Annotated in this window: 25 protein-coding genes; 21 read left to right on the top strand and 4 right to left on the bottom strand. The window is 65.6% G+C overall.

What is annotated here, in order from left to right; genetic code table 11:
• Positions 1–13 precede the first annotated feature (13 nt).
• Positions 14–886: an ATP-binding protein gene (locus tag DV027_RS00940; protein ID WP_130730100.1), complete on the bottom strand. Its 873-nt coding sequence runs from the start codon at positions 884–886 to the stop codon at positions 14–16.
• Between the two features lie 171 nt (positions 887–1,057).
• Between DV027_RS00940 and yajC the strand changes: the two genes are divergently transcribed.
• Together yajC and DV027_RS00930 are read left to right on the top strand one after the other, a co-directional pair.
• On the top strand, positions 1,058–1,447 hold the full coding sequence (yajC, locus tag DV027_RS00935; RefSeq protein ID WP_130730099.1) for a preprotein translocase subunit YajC: 390 nt from the start codon (positions 1,058–1,060) through the stop codon (positions 1,445–1,447).
• Positions 1,448–1,538: 91 nt separating this feature from the next.
• Positions 1,539–2,978 carry a sugar porter family MFS transporter gene (locus DV027_RS00930; RefSeq protein WP_130730098.1) on the top strand — a complete coding sequence of 480 codons (1,440 nt, stop codon included), beginning with the start codon at positions 1,539–1,541 and terminating at the stop codon, positions 2,976–2,978.
• Positions 2,979–3,038: 60 nt separating this feature from the next.
• Here the strand turns inward: DV027_RS00930 and DV027_RS00925 are convergent, their stop codons facing one another.
• Positions 3,039–3,647 (bottom strand): superoxide dismutase, encoded by a 609-nt coding sequence (locus DV027_RS00925; protein WP_110566925.1) that lies wholly within the window; start codon positions 3,645–3,647, stop codon positions 3,039–3,041.
• 129 nt (positions 3,648–3,776) lie between these two features.
• On the opposite strand from DV027_RS00925, the gene DV027_RS00920 reads away from it, so the two are divergent.
• Complete coding sequence (locus DV027_RS00920; RefSeq protein ID WP_130730243.1) at positions 3,777–4,634, top strand: squalene/phytoene synthase family protein; 858 nt, start codon at positions 3,777–3,779, stop codon at positions 4,632–4,634.
• A 68-nt stretch (positions 4,635–4,702) separates the two neighbouring features.
• Here the strand turns inward: DV027_RS00920 and DV027_RS00915 are convergent, their stop codons facing one another.
• Positions 4,703–5,578 (bottom strand): NAD(P)-dependent oxidoreductase, encoded by an 876-nt coding sequence (locus DV027_RS00915; RefSeq protein WP_130730097.1) that lies wholly within the window; start codon positions 5,576–5,578, stop codon positions 4,703–4,705.
• Between the two features lie 301 nt (positions 5,579–5,879).
• Here DV027_RS00915 and DV027_RS00910 point away from each other — a divergent pair, with 301 nt between their 5' ends.
• Positions 5,880–6,833 (top strand): bifunctional enoyl-CoA hydratase/phosphate acetyltransferase, encoded by a 954-nt coding sequence (locus DV027_RS00910; RefSeq protein ID WP_130730096.1) that lies wholly within the window; start codon positions 5,880–5,882, stop codon positions 6,831–6,833.
• Between the two features lie 321 nt (positions 6,834–7,154).
• On the top strand, positions 7,155–8,648 hold the full coding sequence (locus DV027_RS00905; protein WP_130730095.1) for a malate:quinone oxidoreductase: 1,494 nt from the start codon (positions 7,155–7,157) through the stop codon (positions 8,646–8,648).
• Between the two features lie 152 nt (positions 8,649–8,800).
• Here the strand turns inward: DV027_RS00905 and DV027_RS00900 are convergent, their stop codons facing one another.
• Positions 8,801–9,412, bottom strand: a complete 612-nt coding sequence (locus DV027_RS00900) for a LabA-like NYN domain-containing protein (protein WP_061271569.1) — start codon at positions 9,410–9,412, stop codon at positions 8,801–8,803.
• Between the two features lie 194 nt (positions 9,413–9,606).
• Between DV027_RS00900 and folK the strand changes: the two genes are divergently transcribed.
• From folK to lpxD, 16 genes are all read left to right on the top strand, one after another.
• Positions 9,607–10,146 (top strand): 2-amino-4-hydroxy-6-hydroxymethyldihydropteridine diphosphokinase, encoded by a 540-nt coding sequence (folK, locus tag DV027_RS00895; RefSeq protein ID WP_408884437.1) that lies wholly within the window; start codon positions 9,607–9,609, stop codon positions 10,144–10,146.
• Between the two features lie 92 nt (positions 10,147–10,238).
• Positions 10,239–10,634: a DNA-directed RNA polymerase subunit omega gene (gene rpoZ / locus DV027_RS00890; protein WP_130730094.1), complete on the top strand. Its 396-nt coding sequence runs from the start codon at positions 10,239–10,241 to the stop codon at positions 10,632–10,634.
• A 60-nt stretch (positions 10,635–10,694) separates the two neighbouring features.
• Positions 10,695–12,989 (top strand): RelA/SpoT family protein, encoded by a 2,295-nt coding sequence (locus tag DV027_RS00885; RefSeq protein ID WP_130730241.1) that lies wholly within the window; start codon positions 10,695–10,697, stop codon positions 12,987–12,989.
• Between the two features lie 6 nt (positions 12,990–12,995).
• Positions 12,996–13,409: a holo-ACP synthase gene (acpS, locus tag DV027_RS00880; RefSeq protein WP_130730093.1), complete on the top strand. Its 414-nt coding sequence runs from the start codon at positions 12,996–12,998 to the stop codon at positions 13,407–13,409.
• 127 nt (positions 13,410–13,536) lie between these two features.
• Complete coding sequence (gene lepB / locus DV027_RS00875; protein WP_130730240.1) at positions 13,537–14,337, top strand: signal peptidase I; 801 nt, start codon at positions 13,537–13,539, stop codon at positions 14,335–14,337.
• Between the two features lie 2 nt (positions 14,338–14,339).
• Positions 14,340–15,116, top strand: a complete 777-nt coding sequence (gene rnc, locus DV027_RS00870; protein ID WP_130730092.1) for a ribonuclease III — start codon at positions 14,340–14,342, stop codon at positions 15,114–15,116.
• Positions 15,113–16,027: a GTPase Era gene (era, locus tag DV027_RS00865; protein ID WP_130730091.1), complete on the top strand. Its 915-nt coding sequence runs from the start codon at positions 15,113–15,115 to the stop codon at positions 16,025–16,027. Before rnc ends, era begins: the two co-directional genes overlap by 4 nt.
• Positions 16,028–16,144: 117 nt before the next feature.
• Positions 16,145–16,885 (top strand): UMP kinase, encoded by a 741-nt coding sequence (pyrH, locus tag DV027_RS00860; protein WP_130730090.1) that lies wholly within the window; start codon positions 16,145–16,147, stop codon positions 16,883–16,885.
• Positions 16,886–16,952: 67 nt separating this feature from the next.
• On the top strand, positions 16,953–17,519 hold the full coding sequence (gene frr / locus DV027_RS00855) for a ribosome recycling factor (protein ID WP_130730089.1): 567 nt from the start codon (positions 16,953–16,955) through the stop codon (positions 17,517–17,519).
• 131 nt (positions 17,520–17,650) lie between these two features.
• Positions 17,651–18,325 (top strand): polyprenyl diphosphate synthase, encoded by a 675-nt coding sequence (gene uppS, locus DV027_RS00850; protein WP_242621685.1) that lies wholly within the window; start codon positions 17,651–17,653, stop codon positions 18,323–18,325.
• The gene (locus DV027_RS00845) at positions 18,294–19,154 is read left to right on the top strand and encodes a phosphatidate cytidylyltransferase (protein ID WP_242621672.1); all 861 of its coding nucleotides are present in this window, start codon (positions 18,294–18,296) and stop codon (positions 19,152–19,154) included. The genes uppS and DV027_RS00845 overlap by 32 nt, the downstream gene beginning before the upstream one ends.
• Before the next feature lie 44 nt (positions 19,155–19,198).
• Complete coding sequence (dxr, locus tag DV027_RS00840; protein ID WP_130730086.1) at positions 19,199–20,356, top strand: 1-deoxy-D-xylulose-5-phosphate reductoisomerase; 1,158 nt, start codon at positions 19,199–19,201, stop codon at positions 20,354–20,356.
• A gap of 48 nt (positions 20,357–20,404) precedes the next feature.
• Positions 20,405–21,514 carry an RIP metalloprotease RseP gene (rseP, locus tag DV027_RS00835; RefSeq protein ID WP_130730085.1) on the top strand — a complete coding sequence of 370 codons (1,110 nt, stop codon included), beginning with the start codon at positions 20,405–20,407 and terminating at the stop codon, positions 21,512–21,514.
• 150 nt (positions 21,515–21,664) lie between these two features.
• Complete coding sequence (gene bamA / locus DV027_RS00830; RefSeq protein ID WP_207303388.1) at positions 21,665–24,124, top strand: outer membrane protein assembly factor BamA; 2,460 nt, start codon at positions 21,665–21,667, stop codon at positions 24,122–24,124.
• A gap of 7 nt (positions 24,125–24,131) precedes the next feature.
• Entirely contained in the window at positions 24,132–24,986 is an 855-nt protein-coding gene (locus DV027_RS00825; protein WP_130730084.1) for an OmpH/Skp family outer membrane protein, read from the top strand.
• Positions 24,934–26,079 (top strand): UDP-3-O-(3-hydroxymyristoyl)glucosamine N-acyltransferase, encoded by a 1,146-nt coding sequence (lpxD, locus tag DV027_RS00820; protein WP_130730083.1) that lies wholly within the window; start codon positions 24,934–24,936, stop codon positions 26,077–26,079. Before DV027_RS00825 ends, lpxD begins: the two co-directional genes overlap by 53 nt.
• Positions 26,080–26,124 lie beyond the last annotated feature (45 nt).

Below are 26,124 nucleotides of genomic sequence, written 5' to 3'. Positions count from 1 at the left end.
TCCTTGTTATGGATCATGGCTGGGCGGAAAGTTCCGCGCTCAGGTCTTCAATGAACTGGAAGGCCACGCGCCCTGAACGCCCCCCGCGTGAGAGCGACCACGCATTGGCGCGGCGCACGAGGTCCTTATCGCCAATCGGCAGGCTGCGTTCCTTCGCATAGGCGCGGACCATGTCCATGAAGGTATCCTGCGCGCAGTTGTGAAAGCCGATCCATAGCCCGAAACGGTCGGAAAGCGAGACCTTTTCCTCCGTTGCCTCGGATGTGTTGATGGCGCTCGAGCTTTCGTTCTCGATCATCTCGCGCGGCATGAGGTGGCGACGGTTCGATGTGGCATAGAACAGAACGTTGTGCGGCCGCCCGGCAATGCCGCCGTCGAGCACGGATTTCAGCGCCTTGTAGTCCGCATCCTCGCGCTCGAACGACAGGTCATCGCAGAACACGATGAACCGGCGCGGGCTTTCACGCAGCAGGGCGAGCAGGTCGGGCAGGGTGGAAAGATCCTCGCGCTGGATCTCGACAAGCACCAGCCGCCCCTTGCCCTGGGCCGCGGGTCTGCCATCAACCAGGTTGGCCTGGGCATGGGCGGCCTTGACGAGCGAGGACTTGCCCATGCCGCGCGCGCCCCACAGCATGGCGTTGTTGGCGGACAGGCCGTGCGCGAAGTGCAGCGTGTTGTCGAGCAGCATCTGGCGCTGGCGGTCAATGCCCTGCAACAGCCCCATCTCCACATGCGCCACGTGGGCCACGGGGGTGAGGCGGCCAAGGCCAGGGTGCCAGATGAAGGCATCCGCCTGCTCCAGCCCGGCCAGCGAGGGGGCGGGGGGCGAGAGGCGCTCGAGGGCCGCGGCAATGCGTTCGAGAACGGGAAGGGTGGTCTGGTCCATCGTCGGTCCTGATTCGGTCATAACAGGGCGGTGGCGCATGCCACCGGGCGATCCGGAGCGCGTTGGCTGACACGGGCCAGGCGAACGCCTTGACGGGAAACAGGCGAAAACTATGGTCCGCATGGCAAACCCGCAACCCGTTCAACCCTTCATTCTGCCGGAAAGATTGCAATGGCCTCTATTTTCAATGATTTACTGACCACGCCCGCCCATGCCCAGGCTGCGGGCGGCGGCCTGCTGAGCGGCGATGGCATCATGGCGGTGCTGCCCTATGTGGCCATGTTCGGCATTTTCTATTTCCTGCTCATCCGCCCGCAGCAGGTCAAGCAGAAGCAGCTGCGCAACCAGCTTTCCACGCTGCGCCGGGGTGACCGGGTGCTGACGGCAGGCGGCATCATCGGGGTGGTGCAGAAGGTCTCGGCGGAGTCGAACGAGGTCGAGGTCGAGATCGCGCAGGGCGTGCGCGTGAGCGTGCTGCGCGACACCATCAGCTCGGTCATTACCAGCGCTGCCACCCCCGCCAATGACACCACGCCTGAAAAGGCGGCCAAAAAGGGCTGATCGCGCCCCACGCGCGCATGTTCGCCCCGGATCGGGGCGAACTTCCCCCCCGGCTGCATCGTTGCTGCTGTCAACAGCAGGAGCAGGCAGAATGCAAACGCAGCCCGGTATCGCGCAGACAGGCCAGCCTGCAGGCCCCCACCACCCGCCAGCCATACGCGGTCGCGCCGGGCTGGTAGGCAGCCTGGCAGCCCTTTCGGGCATCCTGTTCGGGCTGGATACGGGGGTCATGTCCGGCGCGCTCGACCTGATCGCGCAGGAATTCACCCTGTCGGACCTGCAGCGCGAATCGATCGTGGCCATCATGCTGCTCGGTGCGGCCCTTGGCGTGATCGCCGCCGCATGGCTTTCACACACATGGGGGCGCAAGCGCACGCTGGTGCTCACGGCGGGGCTGTTCGTCATCGGCCCGCTGCTGTGCGCCGAGGCTTCATCATTCGGCATGCTCCTGTTCGCCCGCCTGCTGCTGGGCGTGGCGACCGGCGCCACCACGTTCGCCACTCCGCTCTATATTGCCGAGATTGCCGATTCAGGCCGCCGGGGCGCCATGATCCTGGGCTATCAGCTCATGATCTCGTGCGGGTTGCTCGCGGCCTACGTGTCGGATGGGCTGTTCTCCTATTTCGGCGTGTGGCGCTGGATGCTGGGCATCGTGGGGTTTCCGGGCCTTGTGTTCATGATGGGGGTTATGTTCCTGCCACCCAGCCCGCGCTGGCTGCTCGCCCAGGGGCGTGAGCGTGACGCGCGGCGCGTGCTGATCGAACTGCGTGGCCTGCCCCGGCTGGTCATGGCCGAGCGCAACGCCATCATGGCCCGGCTAGCTGCGCGCAAGGATGGCATCGGCAATTTCATGAACGACGTCAACTGCCGCCGCGCCATGTGGCTGGCGGTGGGCCTGCAGGTGGCGCAGCAGTTCTCGGGCATCAACGCGGTGCTGTACTACGCGCCCTACATCATCGGGCTGGTGGGCTACAGCCATTACGTGCAGGTGTGGGGGCCGGTGGGGGTGGGGGTGATCAACCTGCTTTCCACCTGTGTCGCCACGTTCTGGGTGGACCGGATCGGGCGCAGGCCCATGCTGGTGGGCGGATTCGCGGTCATGGCGCTGGCCATGGCGGGGCAGGCCATGATCCTGGCAGGCGGCGTGCCGCCCATGCCGGGGCTGCGGCTGCTCATGGGGGTGTGCATGCTGGTGTTTGTCGCGGCCTTCGCGTTTTCGGCCGGGCCGCTGGCGTGGCTGCTCTGCGCCGAGATCCTGCCGCTGCGCGGGCGCGAGTTCGGCATGGCGTGCTCAACCTGCGCAAACTGGATCGCCAACATGGTGGTCAGCGCCACGTTCCTCACCGGGCTTGAGGTGCTGGGCGCAGGGCGGGTGCTGTGGGTCTATGCGGCGCTCAACGTGGTGTTCATGGCCATGGTGGCGCTGCGCGTGCCCGAGACGCGGGGCATGACGCTGGAGCAGATCGAGGCGGAACTCATGCGCGGCACGAAGCTGCGCGCGCTGGGCGGCAACGCCCCGCCTGAAAAGTGATAGATGCAGAAAACCCGGCGCGAAGCCGGGTTTTCCGTAGTCAGAACGCCAGATGCGTGATCAGGCGGACTGGAGCTGTGCCTCGGCAAACTCGTAGTTGGCGAGCTGGTCGAGGTAGTTGACGATGTAGTCGGGGCGACGGTTGCGGAAGTCGAGGTAGTAGGAGTGCTCCCACACATCGAGGCCGAGCAGCACCTTGCCCTGGCCTTCGGCCAGCGGGTTGGAGCCGTTGGCGGTCTTGGTCACCTTCAGCTTGCCGTCGGAGCCCAGGACCAGCCATGCCCAGCCCGAGCCGAACTGCGAGGCGGCGGCGGCCTTGAAGTCGGCCTTGAACTTCTCGATGCTGCCCAGGTCCTCAACGATCTTCTTGCTCAGGGAATCGGGAATCACCCCGCCCTTGGGCGCCAGGTTCTGCCAGAACAGGATGTGGTTCCAGTGCTGTCCCGCATTGTTGAACACGGGGGCGAGGTCGGGCTTGCCCTTGACCATGAGGATGATTTCCTCAAGCGACTTGCCCTGCAGTTCCGGCTTGGATTCGACAAACCCGTTCAGCGCCGTCACATAGGCCTGGTGGTGCTTGTCATGATGGAGTTCCAGCGTTTCCTGGCACATGCCACGGTTGGCAAGGGCATTGTAGGCGAAGGGAAGGGACGGCAATTCGAAAGCCATGAACATTCTCCTGGGAATTGCAAGGGGCGGCACGTGGCCGCCATACCAAGATTGCTATGGGGGCGGGCCCGGTGCGTCAAGTGACGGACATATGAACGCGCGCCTCCCATGCCTTCGGAACCAAACGCCATGACCGGCCCGATGGATGCATCGCCTGTCGCGCACGATGGCGTGTCCATGCTGCACGCCGCCCGCGCGGCGGACCCGGACCGCTTTTTCTGCGCGCTGTTCCTGCCTGCCGCGGCACGGGCGGCGGCAATGGCGCTGATCGCCTTCAATCATGAATGCGTGCGCGCCGTGGCCACGCCTGCCTCATGGGCGGTGGCCGGGCCGATGGCGGGGCTGATCCGCCTGCAGTGGTGGCGCGACGTGGTGGAAAGCGGCAATGCCCAGCGCCACGAGACCGCCCGCGCCCTGCTGGGCCTGCTGGCGCGGGGGCGGGTGCGGCGCGATACGGTCGAGGCCATCATCACGGCCCGGGAGGATGAACTTGATGGCCTGCCTGACCGCGAACACTGGCAGGCCGCCATGCTGGCGGGCGCGGGAGGCCTGCAGGTGGCCATGGCCATGGAAGCCGGCATTGACGATGGCCCGGCGCTGGAGCGGGTGCGCCTGTATGGCGGGGTGTATGGTGTGGGCGCGCTGGTGCGCTACCTGCCAGCCGTATTGGCCGCAGGCCGCTGCCCGCTGCCTGATGACATGCTGGCCGGGGCGAACCTTACGCGTGAGGGGCTGCGCACCGGCCAGGCTGCCCCCGGCCAGATCGCGGCCCTGCGCGGGGAACTGCGCCAGCAGGGGCAGGCATGGCTGGCGCAGGCGCGTGCGGGAGGCCGCCTGCCGCGCCCGGCGCTTGCCGCAAGCCTGCCCGCAGTGCTCGGCCTGCGCGACATGAAAGCCCGCGCCACGCCCGCCGCCAGCCCCCCGCCGGCGCGTGGCGTGGGCGACAGGCTGGCGGTCATGGCCGCGATGGTGCGCGGGCGGATCTGACACCCGTATAGTGATGCAAACCAAGGGCTTCTGGCGCTCTCTCCGTTCAGGAAAAGGCGGCCTTATCCTCAGGGCGTATTGGCCACCATGGATTCCATTACCGCAAACAGGGCGGAATAATCCTCGTTGGGGTACCGCCTGCGGGTGAGCGACAGGCTCTGGGTGGCGGCGGCCATGGCGGGGAGCGGGGCCATCTGCCGGGCGCCATCGGTCAGCAGCAGGCGCATATCCTTCTGCATGAGGCGGGTGGGGAATTGCGGGCTGAAATCACCCGCCTTCGCGGCCTTGAGCTTGCGCTTGTGGTGCGGCGAGATGACCGGCACCGCATCGAGCGCGTCATACAGCATGTCGCGCTCCAGCCCTGCTGCCAGGCCATAGGTCACGCCTTCGGCCACCACGGCCAGCGTGGCCCCCATGATGCCGTTGATGACAAGCTTGAGCTTGGAGCCGCTGCCAGCGGGGCCTGCGTGGATGGTCAGGCGGCCAATGGCGTCAAACACCGGCTGGGCGCGGCTGATCTCTTCTGCCGTGCCACCGGCCAGCACCACCAGATTGCCCGATTCCGCCTCCGGCGTGCTGCCTGCCACCGGTGCGTCGATTACGGTCAGCCCCAGCGCCTTGCCCTGCTCGGCCAGGGCTACGGAGGTCTCGGGGGCGACGGTGCTGGTATTGATGAGCAGGCCGCCGGGCTTCATGCCCGCCAGCGCGCCATCGGGCCCCTGCAGCGAGGCTTCGAGCGCCTCGTCATCAGGCACGCACACGATCACGATATCCGCCTCCTGCGCCAGCGCGCGCGGCGTGGGCACGAAGCGCGTGCTGCCATCGCCCCCCTTGCCCGAAGGGGTATAGGCCACGAGCCTGTGGCCCGCCTTGCTCAGGTTGGCCCCCATGCGCGACGCCATGGCGCCAAAGCCTATAAATCCGATCAGGGAAGCGGTGGACATGGATATTCTCCTTGTAATGGTGGGCACCGTTCAGGCCCGTGCCCGTCCTGCGCCGCAGCATGCATGAGGGGCGTGGGGCCTGTCACGGGGGCATCGGTCGCACTGCTGCGCGGGTGATATGGCCCGTAAGCCTTAACGGTGGCGCATGCCGGGGCGTGCCTGCAAACCGGGGCGGCCCGTGGTCACATCTGTGTCATGCGGGGCGGGTTCCGGTTGCGCCCTCGCATAAAGATGATGGCGGGCGGATACGGGGGGCTGTGGCATCAGGGGGGCAGGCCCTGCCCGCAACCCGAAAGAAGGCATGATGCGTAGCTTGCGTTTTTTTGATGATCTGGCCCACACCCTGTCCGGCCATGCCCCCATGCGGCTGGGGGTGGTCTATCCGTGCAGCCTGCCCGCCATCGAGGCCGCCGCCGAGGTGGCGCGTAACGCCCTGGCCCAGCCGGTGCTGATCGGCCCGGAGGCGCGGATCCGGCAACTGGCCACGGCATCGGGCGTGTCGCTGGCCGGCTGCACCTTCATTGACCTGCCCACGGCGGAGGAGGCGGCCCGTCATGGCGTGCGCATGGCGCGTGATGGCGCGGTGGCGGCGTTGATGAAGGGCTCGCTGCATTCGCGCATCTTTTTGCACGAACTCGGCCACCACGAGGGCGGGCTGCGCACGGCCCGGCGCATGAGCCATGTCTATGTGCTCGATGCCCCGCAGGCCCCGCGCGTGCTGCTGGTGAGCGATGGCGCGGTCAATATCGCGCCCGATCTCGAATCCCGCCGCGACATCGTGCAGAACAGCATCGACCTCGCGCACATGCTGGGCATGACGCAGCCGAAGGTGGCGCTGCTCTCGGCGGTGGAGATGGTCAACCCGGCACTCCCTTCCACGCTCGATGCGGCGGTGCTGTGCAAGATGGCCGAACGCGGGCAGATCACGGGGGCGGTGGTGGACGGGCCGCTCGCCCTTGATAACGCCGTCAGCCCCGAGGCCGCGCGTTGCAAGGGCGTGGTCTCGCCCGTGGCAGGGCAGGCGGATATTCTGGTGGTGCCCGACCTCGAGGCGGGCAATATCCTGGCCAAGCAGATGACCTTCATCGGGCAGGCGCGGGCGGCGGGCATTGTCATGGGCATGCGCGTGCCGGTCATTCTGACCAGCCGGGCCGACCCGGTGGCGGTGCGCGTGCTGTCGTGCATGGTGGCGGCGGTGATGATCCGTCACGGTTATGGCGGGACTCCGGCCACCTGCATGGACCAGTGCGGATGACGCCGCGCCGCGATGCGTGTAGGGAAGGCCATCCCCTGCGCGCGGGCCGGTTTTTCGGCCGCGCGCAGGAGGTGGGGCGGGGGCCATTGGGGCATGAATATGGCGTCCTCGCGTAGAGATGATGCAGCGCCCTGGCGCACATGGTGGCAAGGAAAGGGCTGACAGTCCGGTTGCCCATGGCGCATGGGGCCGGCGCGCCGGGTGCCACCGGCGCCAACATGAATGTAATCAGGCCGGGTGTCCCGCGCCGCCGGGCGTGCTGCCCGGTCCAGCCGATGAACAGTCACGCAGCGGGTTTCCGATGCCGATCCGGAGAATGCCATGACCTCGAATCCCTCATCCGCCACCACGTATGATGTGGTCCTGATTGGTGGCGGAATCATGAGTGCAACGCTCGGCGCCCTGCTGCGCCAGCTTGAGCCCGGCCTGTCCATCGCCCTGTTCGGGCGGCTTGATGACGTGGCGCTGGAAAGCTCGAATGGCTGGAACAACGCGGGCACCGGCCATTCGGCCCTGTGCGAGCTGAACTACACCCCCCTGCGCCCCGATGGCACGGTGGATATTTCCAAGGCCGTGAACGTCAACGAGGCCTTTCAGGTTTCACGCCAGTTCTGGTCCTACCTTGTCGAGACCGGGCAGATCGCTTCCCCGCGTGATTTCCTCAACCCCATCCCGCATATGAGCTTTGTGTGGGGGGCGGAGAATGTCGATTTCCTGCGCCGCCGTTACGCCGCCCTGCAGCAGCATCCGCTGTTCGAGGGCATGTCGTTCACCACCGATGAAGGCCAGATGCGGCAGTGGATGCCGCTGGTCATGCAGGACCGCGCGCCCGGCCAGCCCCTGGCCGCAACGTGGCACCCGGCTGGCACGGACGTGAATTTTGGCGCGCTGACGCACCGGTTGATCGACCTGCTGGCCAGCAAGCCCGGCTTTGACCTCAACCTCGCCCATGAGGTCGAGGATCTTACCCCCACGGGTGACGGGCAGTGGGATGTCGCGGTCCGTGCCCAGCATGGCGGGGGCGAGCGCAAGGTGCGCGCCAGGTTCGTGTTTGTTGGCGCAGGTGGCGGTGCGCTGCACCTGCTCCAGAAAAGCGGCATCCCCGAAGCCCGTGGCATTGGCGGCTTTCCCGTCAGCGGGCAGTTCCTGCGCTGCACCAACCCCGATGTAGTGGCCCAGCACCATGCCAAGGTGTATGGCAAGGCCTCGGTCGGGGCGCCGCCCATGTCGGTGCCGCATCTTGATACCCGCGTGATCGATGGCAGGCAGGGCCTGCTGTTCGGCCCCTATGCCGGGTTCTCGACCAAGTTCCTCAAGCATGGGTCGTGGCTGGACCTGCCGCGCTCCATCCGCATGGACAATATCGGGGCGATGATGGCGGTTGCGCGTGACAACATGCCGCTGACCAAATACCTGATCCAGCAGGTCATGCAGTCCAACGAGGACCGGCTCAAGGCGCTGCGCGATTTCGTGCCCACCGCCCGCAAGGAAGACTGGGAGCTGATTACCGCGGGCCAGCGCGTGCAGGTGATCAAGAAGGACGCCAAGAAGGGCGGCGTGCTCCAGTTCGGCACGGAGGTCGTGACCGGTGGCAGCGGTTCCATCGCGGGCCTGCTCGGGGCTTCGCCCGGCGCCTCCACCGCAGCGCCCATCATGCTCACCGTGCTGCAGCGCTGCTTTGCCGACCGCCTGCCGCAGTGGGAGGCGCGGCTGCGCGAGATGGTGCCTTCCTACGGCAAGAAGCTGGGGCAGGATGCGGCTTTGTGCGCGCAGGTGCGCGAGCGCACCCGCAATGCCCTGCAGCTTGATGGCTGAGGGCATGTCATGTGCTGAAATGATAAAAGTTTCTGGTGAAGCTTCTTTCAAAAAGCTTTGAAAAGCGACGCCTTAAAACTTTTATTCTTTATTTATCAATGATCTGTATTGAAAAATCCGCCCGGGCCAAGGTCCGGGCGGGTTTTTTCGTATCAGTCGCCGTCCTGTTCGCTCATCTGGTCCGCCGGGTGGCGCACCGGAGGGGGGGCGTTGTGGCGGGGCGGGCGGTTTTCAAGGTGGCGGCGCATGAAGTGGGTGGCGATGTCGGCCAGTTCAACGAACTGGTCGGCCTGGCGGCGCAGTTCATCGCCAATCAGCGGCGGCGTGGTCTTGATCGAGCCGACCACGGTGGTGCGCACGCCCTGGCGCTGCACGGATTCGAGCAGGCGGCGGAAATCGGAATCACCGCTGAAGAGCACGGCATGGTCGATGCGCGGCGCCATTTCCATCATGTCCACCGCGAGTTCCACATCCATGTTGCCACGCACGCGGCGGCGGCCGTTATGGTCGATGAACTCGCGCGCGTTCTTGGTCACGAGGGAATAGCCGTTATAGACGAGCCAGTCCGTCAGTGGCTTGAGGGGGGAGTATTCTTCGGTATCGAGCACGGCGGAATAATAATAGGCCCGCAATACGTTTGACTTCGAACGGAAGAATTGCAACAGCTTGCGGTAATCGACCTCAAAACCAAGGTTGCGTGATGCGGAATACAGGCTGGTGCCATCAATAAAAAGGCAGAGCCGTTCCTCGGGTTGAAAAAACATTTGTGTTCAGTCCCTGAAACAAGAAAGTGAATATGTTGCGATCGTGTTAAATTTCGACTGGCATGTATTTTATTACGATGGGGAAGTTGTGCGGTGGCAATCGGTCCAGTTATATAGAAGCGGATATCCTCACAGAAGTTCCCTGACGCCCGGATTACTCATCGGGCAACAGGCTACCGGACCATAGTTTCCCGATGAACATGCCGCAATCCATCTCCTGCATCACAGACACCTTTATTGCGGTGGGCGCCAATCTACCGCGCGAAAGTGGTGAAACTGCGGCCATGACCTGCCTGTGGGCGGTGGATGAACTCGCCCGCATCCCCGGTCTTTCGGTGGTGGGCGTCTCGGCGTGGTACGAGAGCGCGCCGGTGCCGCCTTCGGGCCAGCCGCCCTATGTGAACGGAGTCGTGCGCATGGCGGGCGATGTTGATCCGGCCTGGCTGCTTGGCCAGCTCCACGCCATCGAGGCCGCGGCCGGGCGCAGGCGCACGGTGGCCAACGCCGCCCGCCCGCTTGATCTTGACATCATCTCCATGGGCGCGCTGGTGCGCGCGGCGCCCGACCCCATCGTGCCGCACCCGCGCGCAACGCAGCGTGCCTTCGTGCTGCTGCCGCTGCGCGATGTCATGCCCGACTGGCGCGACCCGGTGACGGGGCAGGGGATCGACACCTTCCTGCCCGGGGTCGCGGGGCAGGAAATCCGGCGCATGGCGGAGCCTGAGCGGGCCTGAAGCGCCGCATAAGGCTTGCATCACGACAGGCGGGGGCGTAATAGGGTAAATTCTTATCAACACACCTATTTAACAACCGGAGTTCAGGCCTGATGGCACGCGTCACTGTCGAGGACTGCGTTGAGCGGGTTCCCAATCGTTTTGAACTGGTGCTGCTCGCAGCCCAGCGTGCCCGCGCCCTGTCGCGCGGCGAGGAAATGACGATTGACCGCGATAACGACAAGAACCCCGTTGTCGCCCTGCGCGAGATCGCGGACCAGACGATTAACCTCGAGCAGATCCGCAGCGACCTCGTGCGCTCGCTCGCCCGTGCGCCCGAGCCCGAGCCTGCCGATGAGGAAGTGGTCGACCTGATCCCGACTGAGCAGAACATCTTCGGCCTGCAGGATGTCTCGGCCGAGGAAGAAGCCCGCCATGCCACCGGCGGCATGTCGGCTGAAGAACTCGAGGCATCGGTTGAGTCGGCCCTGAGCGGACGGGGCCGTTAATTTCTGGCGAAAGGGTCGAAGGTGACTGACCCGACCGGCTCGGAAACCACATCTTCCTCCCTGCCCGTGCCTGCCACGGGTGGCGTGGCTGCCCCTGCGGCCACCCTTCCCGCCCGGCATGAGGGCGGGGAGCGCGTCCTGTCCTGCGAGGGGCTGATCCGGCGCATCCATGCGTATGACCCCGCCGCCGATGCGGAGCTGATCCGCCGGGCCTTTGCCGTGGCCCAGGCCGCCCATGCGGGCCAGGCGCGCGATAACGGCGATCCCTACATCACCCATCCGCTGGCCGTAGCCAATATCCTGGCAGGCTTCCATCTCGATACCGCCTCGATCGTGACAGCGCTCCTGCACGATACGGTGGAAGATACCGGGGTAACCCAGAAGCAGTTGCGGGAACAGTTTGGCGATACGGTTGCCGAACTGGTCGATGGCGTGACCAAGCTCACACGGCTCGAACTCCAGTCCGACCGCACCAAGCAGGCGGAGAATTTCCGCAAGCTCGTGCTGGCCATGTCGCGCGACATCCGCGTGCTGCTCGTCAAGCTGGCCGACCGGTTGCACAACATGCGCACGCTGCATTACGTGCAGCGCATCGACCGCAGGCAGCGCATCGCGCGCGAGACGATGGAGATCTACGCCCCCCTTGCCGGCCGTATCGGCATGGACAAGGTCAAGGTCGAGCTCCAGAACCTGTCATTCGCCGCCCTCGAGCCCGAGGCGATGGCCACGATCCGCGCCAGGCTCAACTACCTGCGCGGGCAGGGCGCCGATGTGATCGAGGAGATCCGCCGCGAACTCCAGGCCCTGTGCATTGATGCCGGGCTGGAGGGCGTGGAGGTGACAGGGCGCGAAAAGACGCCCTATTCCATCTGGGAAAAGATGCAGCGGCGCAATGTTGCCTTCGAGCAGCTTTCCGACATCATGGCCTTCCGCATCATCGTGCCTTCGCGCGAGGCCTGCTATATCGCGCTCGGCGCGGTGCACGCGGCCTATCCGGTCATTGCCGGGCGGTTCAAGGATTATATCTCCACCCCCAAGGCCAACGGCTACCAGAGCCTGCACACCGGGGTCACGCTGCGCCATCCGCGCAACCAGAAGATCGAGGTGCAGATCCGCACGGCGGAAATGCACGACGTTGCCGAGAACGGGGTCGCCTCGCACTGGCTGTACAAGCAACTGCCCGATGTGGCGGCCAAGGGCGCGACGAAGGGCGTGGTCTCGGGCCTGCGCTGGGTGCAGGACCTGCTCGACATCCTTGAGGATTCATCGGCCCCCGATGAGTTCCTCGAGAACACCAAGCTCGAACTCTATCAGGACCAGGTCTTCTGCTTCACGCCCAAGGGGCAGCTGATCTCGCTGCCGCGCGGGGCGACGCCGGTTGATTTTGCCTATGCGGTGCACAGCCAGGTGGGTGACACCTGCGTGGGCGCGCGCATCAATGGTCGCCTGATGCCGCTGCGCCACGAGTTGCAGAATGGTGACCAGGTCGAGATCATGACCGCGCGCGGCGGCACGCCCTCGCCCTCGTGGGAGCGGTTTGTCGCCACCGGCAAGGCGCGCGCGCGCATCCGCCGCCATGTGGCGCTGCAGCAGCGCGAGGCCCATCTGGAAAGCGGGCGCGTGGCGCTGGCCAAGGCCTTCCGGCAGGAAGGGGTGGACGGCTCGGAAAAGGTGCTCGACACCCTGCTCAAGGACCTGCGCCTGCAGAGTGTGGCCGACCTGTACGTGGCCGTGGGCAATGGCAACCAGTCCGCGCGCGAGGTGGTGCAGCTGGCCTACCCCGAGCTGCGCCGCGCGCCGCGCGCGCCGCGCATGGTGCCGGGCCTGTCCATGCGCGCGCCTGCGGGGGGCGCGCTGAGTGGCGGCGTGCCGGGGCGGCGCAAGCCGGCTGCGGGCGGCATGGCGCTTGCGGGCGTGGGTGCGGGCATGGCGGTGCATTTTGCCGGGTGCTGCCACCCGCTGCCCGGCGACCGGATCGTGGGCATCGTCTCCACCGGCAAGGGCATCACGGTGCATACGCTGGGCTGCCAGACGCTGGAAACCTTCGCCGCTACCCCCGAGCGGTTCATGGACCTCGACTGGGATTACGACCTGATCGCCCGCAACGCCACCGGCCACCATACCGGGCGGCTGAGCGTTGTCACCGCCAACGAACCCGCCATGCTGGCCACGCTGACCAATATCGCCGCCAAGCATGAGGGCGTGATGATGAACCTGCGCATCGTCAACCGGCAGCTTGAATTCATGGAGATCCTTGCCGATATCGAAGTGCGCGACCTGCGGCACCTGACCGCCATCATGGTGGCGCTGCGGGCTGCCAAGGGTGTTGTGCAGGTTGAACGGGCAAGGGGGTAGTCTGCCATGCTGATCGGCATCGGCTCGGACCTGTGCGATGCGCGGCGGATCGAGACGGTCCTTGCCCGGCACGGCGCGCGCTTCATCACGCGCGTGTTCACCGCGCGCGAGCAGCAGGCGGCGGCGCGCAGGCAGGGCAATGCGCGGCTGGGCACCTACGCCAAGCGCTGGGCGGCGAAAGAGGCCTGCGCCAAGGCGCTAGGCACCGGCTTTGCCCATGGCGTGTTCCATAGCGACCTTGGCGTGGAGAACCTGCCCGGTGGGCAGCCGGTCATGCGGCTTTCGGGCGGGGCGCTGGCGCGGCTTGAGGCCCTGCTGCCCGCAGGCCATGAACCCCACATATTCCTGACCATGACCGATGAGCACCCCTATGCCTTTGCCCAGGTCATGATCATGGCGGAGAAGGCGGCCACGGCCTGACGCCCTTCACGTTGCCCTTGGGCAATGCTTGACAGGCGGGGTGCGCGTGGGCTTGATCCGCACGTTATTCGTCCGGCGCAGCCTGTCCGGTCGATGCCAGAGCCGGATTGAAGATACAGACATGCCAATGGACGATAACAAGACAATTCTCTCGCAGGCCGAGCCCGAGCGTCGCTCTGGCGGCCTGCTCGAACTCGTGCGCACCGTGGTCATCGCCGGCGTGCTCGCCCTGAGCGTGCGTACGGTGCTGTTCGAGCCGTTCAACATTCCCTCCGGCTCCATGATCCCGACGCTGCAGGTGGGTGACTACGTGTGGGTGGCCAAATACAGCTATGGCTACTCGCATTTTGCGCTGCCCGGCGCGCCCAACCTGTTCGAGGGGCGGATTTTCAACAGCATGCCCCATCGGGGCGACGTGGCGGTGTTCCGCTTCACCAAGGATACCTCGATCGACTACATCAAGCGCATCGTGGGTCTGCCGGGTGATACGGTGCAGATGCGCGAGGGCAAGCTCTACCTCAACGGCACCGAAGTGCCTCGCGAGCCCGAAGGCGATTATGCCGCCATCGACGAGCACCGCACCCGCATGGAGGGTGACCGCTACCGCGAGATCCTGCCCGGCAGCGGCGGCCACGGCCCCGTGGCGCATGATATCCTGAAGCTGACCGATGAGGGCGGCAAGAACGACACGCCGGAATATGTCGTGCCGCCGGGCTACTTCTTCGCCATGGGCGACAACCGCGACGACAGCGCCGACAGCCGCTTCATGGGCGACGAGCCGCAGGACCTCGGCTTCGTGCCGATGGAGAACCTGGTGGGGCAGGCAAAGTGGATCTTCATGTCGGTCGATAACGCGCACCCGTTCTGGCAGGTATGGTACTGGCCGAGCGAGATCCGCTGGGGCCGCCTGTTCATGGGGGTGCACTGATCATGGAGGCCGAGCGCGTTCCCGTGGCCGAGATCAGGCGGCTGGAGGCGTGCCTGGACTACCACTTCACCCGCCCCGAACTGCTGCTGCGTGCGCTGACCCACCGCTCGGCGGCGCATGAGCGCAGTGGCAACCGCCGCACGCGCCTCAGCGTGGCCAAGCGCGGGGCGGGGTCGAACGAGCGCCTTGAGTTCATCGGCGACCGGGTGCTCGGGCTGGTCATGGCCGAATGGCTGCTCGAGCGCTTCCCTGATGAACAGGAAGGCGCGCTTGGCCCACGGCACGCCCATCTGGTCTCGCGCACGGTGCTGGCGCAGGTGGCCCATGAAATGAAGCTGCAATCGGCGCTTGACGTAGCCGAGCATGAAGCCCGCGCAGGCGTGCGGCAGATGGCCACCGTGCTGGCCGATGCGGTCGAGGCGCTGCTCGGCGCACTGTATCTTGATGGCGGGCTCGACCCGGCCCGTGCCTTCGTGCGCCGCATGTGGCGCGAGGCCATCATAGCCCAGGCCCGCCCGCCCAAGGACCCCAAGACGGCCTTGCAGGAATGGGTGCTCGGGCGCGGCCTGCCCCTGCCGCAATACCGTGTCGTCTCATCGGATGGCCCATCGCACGCGCCGCGTTTTGTCATTGCGGTCGATGCGCAGGGCAGGACCGGACAGGGCGTTGCAGGCAGCAAGCGCGCGGCTGAAAGCGATGCCGCATCGGACCTGCTGCGCCAGTTGGGCGTGGACAGCCAGGCCGCCACCACCACGAACCGTAAAGGGCAGGGACAATGACCGGCCAGGATACTGATCATACGACACGCTGCGGTTTCGTGGCGATTGTGGGCGCGCCCAATGCGGGCAAGTCCACGCTGCTCAACCGCATGGCGGGCACCAAGCTGTCCATCGTCAGCCCCAAGGCGCAGACCACGCGCTTTAGGGTGCTGGGCATTCTCATGCGCGGCACGACCCAGATGCTGCTCGTCGATACGCCGGGCATCTTCCAGCCCAAGCGCAAGCTCGACCGCGCCATGGTCGCCGCCGCCTGGACCGGCTCGGAAGATGCGGACATCACCCTGCTCATCGTCGATGCCCGCGCGGGCATGACCGATGCGCTGCACGCCATCGCCACCCGCCTGGCCGAGCAGAAGCGCAGGCTGTGGCTGGTGCTCAACAAGACCGACCTGGTCAGGCGCGACATGCTGCTGCCGCTCACGGCCCAGCTTTCCGCCATCCTGCCGGTCGAGCACGTGTTCATGGTCAGCGCGCGCTCGGGCGAGGGGGTGGACGACCTGCTCGACCGGATCGCCGCCGAGCTGCCCAAGGGCCCCTATCTCTACCCCGAGGATGACTTGACCGACCTGCCCGACCGCCTGCTGGCCGCCGAGATGGTGCGCGAGCAGGTGTTCTTGCAGACCCATCAGGAAGTGCCCTATGCCGCCACGGCGGAGACGGAAAGCTTTGAGGAACGCCCTGACGGCTCGGTGCGCATCGAGGTTACGATCTATGTCACGCGCGCCTCGCACAAGGCGATCCTGATTGGCGACAAGGGCAGCCGGATTCGCGCCATTGGCGAGAAGGCGCGGCGCGAACTTGGCCGCCTTCTGGACCGTAACTGCCACCTTTTCCTCAACGTGAAGGAACGCGCGGGATGGGACGAGGAGCGCGCCCGCCTGCGCGCCATCGGCCTGGATGACATTTCCTGAATCCTCAAAAGAGCGGCATCATCGGCTTGTGGGGGGGGGCATCCGTCTATATGACAGGGCATGGCCGGGCGGCCTGCCCGTCCCTAGCCCTGTTTGCCTGACCTGTCCCGAGGCCCAATGACCCAGCCCGTCAAAACCCCCGCTCCGTCATACAAGCGTGTTCTGCTCAAGGTGTCAGGCGAGGCCCTGATGGGGAGCGGGTCTTACGGCGTCGATCCGGCAACGGTTGACGCCATTGCAGTTGACGTGGCGGCCGTGGCGCGGACCGGGATCGAGGTGTGCCTTGTCATTGGCGGCGGCAACATCTTCCGTGGTGTTGCGGCGGCGGCGCGGGGCATGGACCGCGCGCAGGGTGATTACGCCGGCATGCTGGCCACCGTGATCAACGCGCTGCTCATGCAGAACTCGCTCGAGCGCCACGGCGTGCCCACGCGGGTCATGACGGCCATTCACATGTCCTCCATCGCCGAGCCCTATATCCGCCGCCGCGCCGTGCGGCACATGGAAAAGGGGCGGGTGGTGATCTTCGCCGCAGGCACCGGCAACCCGTTCTTCACCACCGATACGGGGGCCGCGCTGCGCGCTGCCGAGATGGAATGCGACGCCCTGTTCAAGGGCACGCAGGTTGATGGCGTGTATTCCGCCGACCCGCGCAAGCACCCCGATGCCACGCGTTACGACACGCTGACCTACCGCGATGTGCTGGCCAATGACCTCAATGTCATGGATGCCGCCGCCATCAGCCTGGCGCGTGAGAACCGCCTGCCCATCGTGGTCTTCAACATTCACGGGCAGGAACCCTTCTCGCGCGTGATGCGGGGCGAGGGGCGTTTTACCACCATCGTGGCGGCGGACTGACGCACGCCGGATTGCCCGTGGCGCAGATGCGCCAGGCGATGGACTGATTATTAGGAGGAGGGCCACAGTGTCTGTCGATCAGAAAAGTTTGCTGGCGGATCTGACCCGCCGCATGGACGGCGCCATCGAAAGCCTGCGCCGTGATTTTGCCGGCCTGCGTTCGGGCCGCGCCAGCCCGGCCCTGCTTGAGCCGGTGCGCGTTGAGGCCTATGGCGGCGAAGTGCCGCTGACCCAGGTCGGCTCCATTGCCGTGCCCGAGGCGCGCATGCTGACCGTGCAGGTGTGGGACCGCACGCTGGTGGGGGCTGTCGAGCGCGCGATCCGCGACGCCGGGCTGGGCCTGAACCCGGCGGCCGATGGCCAGACCGTGCGCGTGCCCATTCCGCAGCTGACCGAGGAACGCCGCAACGAGCTGGCCCGCGCGGCCGGCAAGTATGCCGAGAACGGCAAGATTGCCGTGCGTGGCGTGCGCCGCGATGGCATGGACCAGACCAAGAAGCAGGAAAAGGCGGGCGACATCAGCGAAGATGACGTGAAGACGTGGTCTGACGCGATCCAGAAGCTGACGGACCAGTACGTCAAGCGCGTGGACGACCTGCTGGTCGAGAAAGAACGCGAGATCAAGCAGGTCTGACCCTTCCGTGCATCCTGCCCCGCTTTCCCTACCCCCTACCGCGCATGACTAAGGAGGACGATCAGGTTTTGTCCGGGTCAGATCATCCGGTTGCAGGCGCTGCGTGCCTGCCCGAGCATGTTGCCATCATCATGGATGGCAACGGGCGCTGGGCCAATACGCGGGGGCTGCCGCTGCTTGCGGGTCATCGCGCCGGGGCGGAGGCGGTGCAGCGCACTGTTACGGTCGCCATCAAGCGCGGCGTGAAGTGGCTTACGCTTTATGCCTTTTCATCTGAAAACTGGCGGCGCGCGCCCGGTGAGGTCGCCGACCTGACCGGGCTGCTGCGCTACTACCTGCGCCACAAGGTGGCTGAACTGTCGCGTGAAGGCGTGCGGCTGCGCATTATCGGCGACCTGACGCGCTTCCCCCCTGACATTCAGGAAGAAGCGCGGCGTGCCGAGCAGGTGACCATGGGCAATGACCGGCTGGTACTGGTCCTTGCCCTCTCGTACGGAGGCCGGGCGGATATCGTGCAGGCAGCCGCCCGCATGGCGCAGGCCGTGGCGCGGGGCGATATCGCGGCGGACGAAATCGATGAATCCCTCTTTTCCAGCGCCCTGCTGACCGCAGGCATGCCGGACCCCGACCTGGTGGTGCGCACCAGTGGCGAGAGCCGCCTGTCGAACTTCCTGCTGTGGCAGTCGGCCTATGCCGAACTGGTTTTTCTCGACACGCCCTGGCCGGATTTTGACGAAGCGCATTTCGATACCGTGCTCGAGATCTACTCGCGGCGTGAAAGGCGATTCGGTGCAAGACCGGCGTGAAGGGGCGGCGACTTCCGTTGCGCCAGTAAAATCAGGCAACTGGAAAGACCTGCGCGCGCGCGTGCTGTCGGCTGCGGTGCTGATACCGTGCGCCGGGCTGTGCGTGTGGTATGGCGGCCTGCTTTATGGCGCGATGATCGTGCTGGCCATGGCGGGCATGGCGGTCGAGTGGGCGCGCATGTTCGGCTTCGGGCTTGAAACGCGGCGCGGGCAGTTGTGCATGGCGTGGGCCGCATGCATCGGCATTGCCGCGGTGGCCGGCCATTGGAGCGGTGCGCTGCTGGTTATGGCGGCGGGGCTAGTTCTTGGTCCGGCACTCGGGGTGGGGCAGGTGGCCATTGGCTGTGCCGGGCTGTCGCTGCTGTGGCTGCGCACCATGAGCGATCCGGGGGCGGGCGTGGTCCTGTTTGTCGTATCCTGCGTGGCGCTGAGCGATACCGGGGCCTACATGACAGGCCGCCTGTTTGGCGGGCCCAAGCTGGCGCCGCGCATTTCACCCGCCAAGACCTGGTCAGGCTCCATCGGCGGCCTTGCCTGCGCGGTGCTGGGCGGCATGCTGATCGCGAGCCTCATGCCCGCAGCCCAGCCGGGCGTGCTGTGGCGGGGCGCGGTGTTTGGCGGGGTGATCGCCCTTGCGGCCCAGATGGGTGACCTGGCGGAAAGCGCGCTCAAGCGGGCGCGCGGCGTAAAGGATTCGGGCACCATCCTGCCCGGCCATGGCGGCCTGCTCGACCGTTTTGACGGGCTGCTGGTCGCGGCCCCCATGGCGGCCCTGCTGTCTTTGGGGGCGGCGGGACGGGCGGCTTTCTGGTATGTGGGCCAGCACTGAAGCCATGGTCCCGGTCATGGGACGTTTTGGGGAATAAGGTTGCAATGAAGACAGTTTCCGTTCTGGGCAGTACGGGCAGCATCGGCTGCTCCACGGTAGACCTGCTGCTGCAGGCGCCCGGGCAGTTCAGCACCGGCGCGCTGGTGGGCGGGCGCAATGTGGCCAGGCTGGCCGAGCAGGCCCGCGCCCTGGGCGCGCGCCGCGCGGTCATTGCCGATGAAACCCTGCTGCCGGAACTGGAAACCCTGCTGGCGGGCACGGGCATCGAAACCGCTGGCGGCCGCAGGGCCGTGATCGAGGCGGCAAGCCTGCCGGTTGACTGGACCATGGCGGCCATTACGGGCGCAACCGGCCTGGAACCCACGCTGGCGGCGGTGAAGAACGGCAATGCCGTGGCCCTTGCCAACAAGGAGGCGCTGGTCTGCGCGGGCGATGTCATGCTCAAGGCCGTGGCCGATGCAGGGGCAACGCTGCTGCCGGTCGATTCCGAGCATAACGCCGTGTTCCAGTCCATGGCCGACAAGCAGGCCGATGAGGTCGAGCAGATCATCCTCACCGCATCGGGCGGGCCGTTCCGCCGCGCCACGCTTGAGGAAATGGAAAAGGCCCCGCTTGAAGCCGCACTCAAGCACCCGACCTGGACCATGGGCGCCAAGATCACCATCGATTCCGCCACCATGTTCAACAAGGGGCTGGAACTGATCGAGGCCGCGCGCCTGTTCAACGTGACCGAGGACAAACTCGGCGTGGTCGTGCACCCGCAATCCGTGGTGCATGGCATGGTGCAGTATACCGATGGCTCCATCGTTGCCCAGCTTGGCTCGGCCGACATGCGCATTCCCATCGCCCACACGCTGGCCTGGCCCCGGCGCATGCCCACCAACTCGCCCCGGCTCGACCTTGCGGCGCTGGCGCGGCTTGATTTTGAGGCGCCTGATGAAGTCCGCTTCCCCGCGCTGCGCCTTGCACGCGAATCCCTGCGCGTGGGCGGCGCCATGCCGGCCATCCTGTCAGGGGCGAATGAAATTGCGGTCGAGGCCTTCCTCAAGCGCGAAATCGGCTTTCTTGATATCGCCCGCATCGTCGAGGACGTGATGCAGTCCATCGGGCCGCAGCGCGCGGATACGCTGGAGGAAGTCCTGCACTGGGATGGCGAGGCCCGCCGTGTCGCCCGCCTGCGCACCGCTGCCCGCGCGGCTTGATGTGATTGTGGATGGTCACGGCGGCCATCGGGGGATAGCTTAGCATTCATGCATGATCTGATCCGGACCCTTCTGGCGTTCTCCCTTGTGTTGGGAGTGCTGGTCTTCATCCACGAACTTGGTCACTATCTCGCCGCGCGCTGGCGTGGCGTGCATGTCGAGGTGTTTTCGATCGGTTTTGGCCGCCCGCTGCTGCGCTGGCATGACAGCGTGGGCACGGAATGGCGGCTGTGCCCGGTGCCGCTGGGCGGCTTCGTGCGCCCGCATGGATTCGAAGGCCCGGAAGACGCGACCGAGGAGCAGAAGGCCGCATGGCAGCCCGGCCGCACCTTCCATGACAAGCCGGTGGGCTCGCGGGCCATCGTGATCCTGGCGGGGCCGGTTTTCAATTTCCTGCTCGCCATCGTACTGTTTACCGGCCTGTTCGCCACCGCAGGCCAGATCCGCGTGCTCACGCAGGTCGATGCGGTGACGCCGGGTGGCCCGGCGGCCGTGGCCGGGGTGGAAAAGGGCGACGTGATCACGCGCGTGGGCGACCATGCGGTGCGTGACGTGACCGACCTGCGCAATTTCGTGGGCGGCCAGGCGGGCGTGGACACCACGCTGGGCATTCACCGCAATGGCGGCGACACCACGCTGCCCGTCCATATCGGCAGCGTTACGGAAAAGGGCGGCACGCCGCACGGCCAGATTGGCGTGGCCTTCGCGGTTGAAATGGGCAAGCCGCAATCCCTGCCGCGCGCGTTTGTCTCGGCGGTGAAGGAGACGTGGGACGTCTCGGTCCAGACGCTTGACGGGCTATGGCAGATGATTACGGGCAAGCACAGCACCAAGGATCTGGGCGGCCCGCTGCGCATTGCCCAGATGTCGGGGCAGGTGGCGCAGTACGGGGTGGCAAGCCTCGTTTCCTTCATGGCGCTGCTGTCGATCAACCTCGGGCTGATCAACCTGTTCCCGGTGCCGATTCTTGATGGCGGGCGGCTGGTATTTTATATTTTTGAGGCTATTCTGGGGCGACCGGTCTCGCGCCGGGTGCAGGAAGTCAGCTTTCAGGTTGGCTTCGCCCTCATTGCCGGGCTGTTCCTGTTTTCGACATTTAACGATCTGTCACATTTTGGGCTGTTTCAGTGGCTCGCCTCGCGCGCTGGACACGGGTAAGGTGCACTGAGTGATACAAGTGCTTGCACAGTGTGGTGTATATCGGATAGGTGCGCCACCAAGGCTGATACATGACAGGAAGGGAGCCGGCCCTCCATCCGGTCTTAATGCATGGCTGATCCGCATGCCGAGTGGTGAGGAATAGCGATATTGTCGAGTAAACGTTCAGCGCTGCTTGCGTCTGTCTGCGTTGTGCCGCTGTTCTGGACCGCTGGCGCCCACGCACAGGATGAAGCGGCACAGAACACGCCATTCGGCGGAGAGACGGCGCCAGGCGGCGGGGAAGATGCGCAGGCCCCGCAGGTCGAGGCGATCAGGCCCCCCCCGCTGGAGGACCCGATCGAGGCGGTTGACATCAAGGGCAACAGCCGGATCGAGACCAGCACCATCCTGTCCTACATGGTCGTGCAGCCCGGTGACCGGTTCAATCAGGATCTGCTCGACCGTTCGCTCAAGACACTCTACGCCACCGGCCTGTTCCATGATGTAACGCTCAAGCGCGTGGGTAACGTGCTCGAGGTGCATGTGGTCGAGAATCCGATCGTCAACCGCATCGTGTTCGAGGGCAATCACGCCGCCAAGGACGAGGACCTGACCAAGGTCATCTCGCTGCGCCCGCGCGCGGTCTACTCGCCGCAGGGCATCTCGGCCGACCGCCAGAAGATCCTGGGCGTCTATGCCGAGAAGGCGCGTTACGCCGCCACCGTCACCCCCCAGATCATCCGGCTCGCGCATAACCGGGTGGATGTGATCTTCCATATCAACGAAGCGCAGAAGACCCTGATCAAGAAGGTCACGTTCGTTGGCAACAGGTCGTTCAGCAGCGCGCAGCTCGCGGGCGTCGTCTCCTCGAAGGAGACGGCGTGGTACCGCTTCTTTGCCTCAAGCGACCAGTACAACCCCGAGCGCATCAAATATGATGCCGAACTGCTGCATCGTTTCTACCTGAAGAACGGCTTTGTCGATTTCCAGATCAAGAACGCCACGGGCGAACTCTCGCCCGACCGCAAGAGCTTCTACATCACCTATACGATGGAGGAAGGCCCGCGCTACCGTCTGAACAAGATGAGCGTGCAGTCCTCGCTGCGGCATGTCTCGGCGGATTCGATGAAGAAGTACATCTCGCTCTTCCATGGGCAGTGGTATGATGGCAGCGCGATCCAGCATAACGCCACCAACATGCAGGAAATGCTGCAGGGCAAGGGCTATCCCTTCGCCATGGTGCACCCCGAGATCGCGCGCAACCCCGAAAAGCGCACCGTCAACCTGCTGTTCGACATCAGCGAAGGGCCGCGGATGTATGTCGAGCGCATCGACATCAACGGCAACACCATTACCGAGGACAAGGTGATCCGCCGCCAGCTGCCCATGGCCGAAGGCGATCCGTACACCCCGCTCGACCGCAAATATTCCAAGATGATTCTGGAAGATCTCGGCTTCTTCAAGACCGTCTCGATCGACCAGACCCCAGGTTCCGCGCCGGACAAGGTCAACATCTCGGCCGATGTGGTGGAAAAGCCCACCGGCGAGTTCTCGCTTGGTGGCGGTTACTCGACCGACGCCGGCGTGCTCGGCAACCTTGGCCTCAAGCAGCATAACCTGCTCGGCACCGGCATTGATGCCGGCTTTACCGGCACGGCCGCGTATTACGAAGACCAGGCCGACATCTCGCTGACCGACCCGTATTTCCTCAACCGCAACCTCGTGGCCGGTATCGACATCTTCGGCATGCAGAACCATTACATGACCTATCAGAGCTATTCTGAAGGCCGGTATGGCATCACGCTGCGGATGGGTTATTCCTACAACAACCACCTGTCGCAGTCGTGGAACTATACGCTGACCGACCGGCAGGTGGACGATACATGGTCGGATTCATCGTACTACGTGCATGATCAGTCCGGCTGGTCGCTGCTGTCGCAGCTGAGCACCACACTGACATACGATACACGCGACCGGCGGCAGCAGCCGCATAAAGGTTTCGTGGTACGTGTGGGTGGTGACTTCGCGGGTATCGGCGGCAACGAGCGCTACCTGCGTGGCAAGATCGATGCCGCCTACTACATTCCGCTCGACAGCATCATGGGCAACCATGAGTGGACCGTCAGTTTCCGTGGTGGCGCGGGCGACATCATGAACTGGGGCGGCGGTCGTAGCGACATCATCGATAACTTCTACCTTGGTGGTAACTCGCTGCGCGGCTTCATGGATGGCGGCGTCGGGCCGCGAAGCTACGCCATTCCCGCGCGTGACGGCAACCCGATGCATTCGCAGCAGGACTTCCTTGGTGGCCGGTTCATGTATACGGCCTCGGCGCAGGTGGATTTCCCCATTCCGTTCGCCTCGGCCATGGGCATCAAGGGGCGTTACTTCGTGGATATGGGTGGCCTCGATGGTCTGCGCGTGCGCCGCCGCTATACCTCCATGAAGGACTGGCCGAAATATACGCCGGTGTATGACGATACGCTGACGCCTGTTGTCTCGACAGGCGTGGGCATTGCGTGGAAGAGTCCGTTCGGTCTCGTGAATATCGATCTGGGTGTTCCCCTGCACAAGGGAACCAATGACAGGACCCAGCTGCTCCGCTTCGGCTTCGGCCAACAATTCTGAGGTGATAATGTTGCGTAAATCCGGCATCCGTCTGCTTGCCGCAACCGCTCTGCTCGGGTGGGGATATCAGGCCGTATCGAGCGCCCATGCGCAGGGAGCCGGCGGCAATGCCGGGTGGTTCGTGCCCAAGGCCGCGCAGCCCGCGGCCCATGCCCCCCAGCATGAGGCGGCGCCCCCCATGCCGCTCGCCGCCGCCCCGTCCGATACCGAGGAAGCGCAGTCCCAGAATCCGCCGATCCTGCCGCTGCCGCCCGTGCCCAAGGCGCCTGACGTGCCCAAGAGCGCACCGCCGCCCGCGCCCGTTATTGGCGTGATCAGCGTGCCGGAAGTGATGCGCCTGTCGAGTGCGGCCCAGCAGGCCGAGCGCGTGCTCGGCGCCCGGCGCGATGACCTTGCCCGTGAGGCGCAGAAAGAGCAGGCAGGCTGGCGCGATGAGCAGCAGAAGCTGCAGGGCCAGGCGAAGACCATGTCATCCGACCAGATCCAGGCCCAGGAGCGCAAGCTGCAGGAGCGGGTCATGGCGGCGCAGAAGGATTTCCGCAACCGCAACCGCGTGATCCAGGAGGCGGCCCAGGTGGCGTTGGGCCAGATCGAGCGTGAACTGGTCCAGATCATTCGCCAGGTGGCCGCCAGCCGCAGCATGAACCTCGTCCTGCACCGTGAGCAGGTGGCCCTGAGCCAGGAGCCGCTTGACATCACGCAGCAGGTGGCGACCCAGCTCAACGCGGTGCTGCCCACCGTCTTCATCCCCGCAGCCGATGCCGACCCCGAAGTGCTGGCCAAATCGGGCACCATGCCCACCACGGCCGATGCCGACAGGCCCGCTCCCGCCCCGGCGGCCGCAGCGCCCGCCAAGCATTAAGGTCCGTTTCATGACAGTGACGCCGGACAACATACCGGGCGATCCACGCTTCTTTGTCACGCAGGGGCCTTTCGGTCTGGCTGATCTGGCCCGGTGCAGCGGGGCCGAGCTGCGCGCAGCGAAGGAGGGGGACGGGACAGGCCGGTTTACCGGCATAGCGCCCCTGCAATCCGCCACGCGCGCGCAGGTCAGCTTTCTTGATAACCGCCGTTACCTGCCCCTGCTTGAAGGCACGGGCGCGGGCGCGGTGATCGTGGCTCCCGCCTTTGCCGACAAGGTGCCCGCGCATGCGGCGGCCCTCGTGTCGCGCGCGCCGTACCAGGCATGGGCGCGCATCGCCACCCTGTTCTATCCCGCGCCGCCGGTGACCCCCGGCATTCACCCCAGCGCCGTGATCGGCGCGGGCTGCGAGATCGATCCCACCGCCGCCATTGGCGCGTTTGCCGTCCTGGGCGAGCGGGTGCGCGTGGGGGCGGGGGTTGATATCGGTACCCATGCCAGCATTGGCGCGGGTGTCGAGATCGGCGCGCGTTGCCGCATTGGCGCGCATGTCGCCATCTCGCACGCGCTGCTGGGCGAGCGGGTGACCCTGCTGCCCGGCGCGCGCATCGGGCAGGACGGGTTCGGCTTTGCCGTAACGCCCGAGGGTTTCGAGAACGTGCCGCAGCTTGGCCGTGTCATCCTGGAAGACGGGGTGGAGATCGGCGCCAATTCCACGGTGGATCGCGGGTCGATCCGTGATACCGTGATCGGCGCGGGCTCGCGCCTCGACAATCTGGTGCAGATTGGCCATAATGCGCGGCTGGGGCGCTGTTGTATCGTGGTGTCCCAGGCAGGGATTTCCGGTTCCACCGAACTGGGTGATTTCGTGACCGTCGCGGCGCAGGCCGGGCTGATCGGGCACATCAAGATCGGTGCCAAGGCCCGGATCGGGGCACAGTGTGGTGTCATGTCCGATGTGGATGCCGGGGCCGATGTGATCGGCAGTCCGGCGATGCCTTTCCGGGAATTCTTCCGGAACGTGGCCTTTCTGCGTCGCATGGCCAGGAAAACGACGCAGGATGGCGGCGGGGAAAAGGCCGACAGGGCCTGATCGCCAGACGTCATCAGATATTCAACCGGTAGGAGGCGCCTGGCC

It is taken from the genome of Komagataeibacter xylinus, assembly GCF_004302915.1.
Lineage (GTDB): Bacteria > Pseudomonadota > Alphaproteobacteria > Acetobacterales > Acetobacteraceae > Komagataeibacter > Komagataeibacter xylinus_C.
The sequence above is the reverse complement of the archived record's forward strand: the minus strand, read 5'-3'. Positions and strand labels throughout refer to the sequence as shown.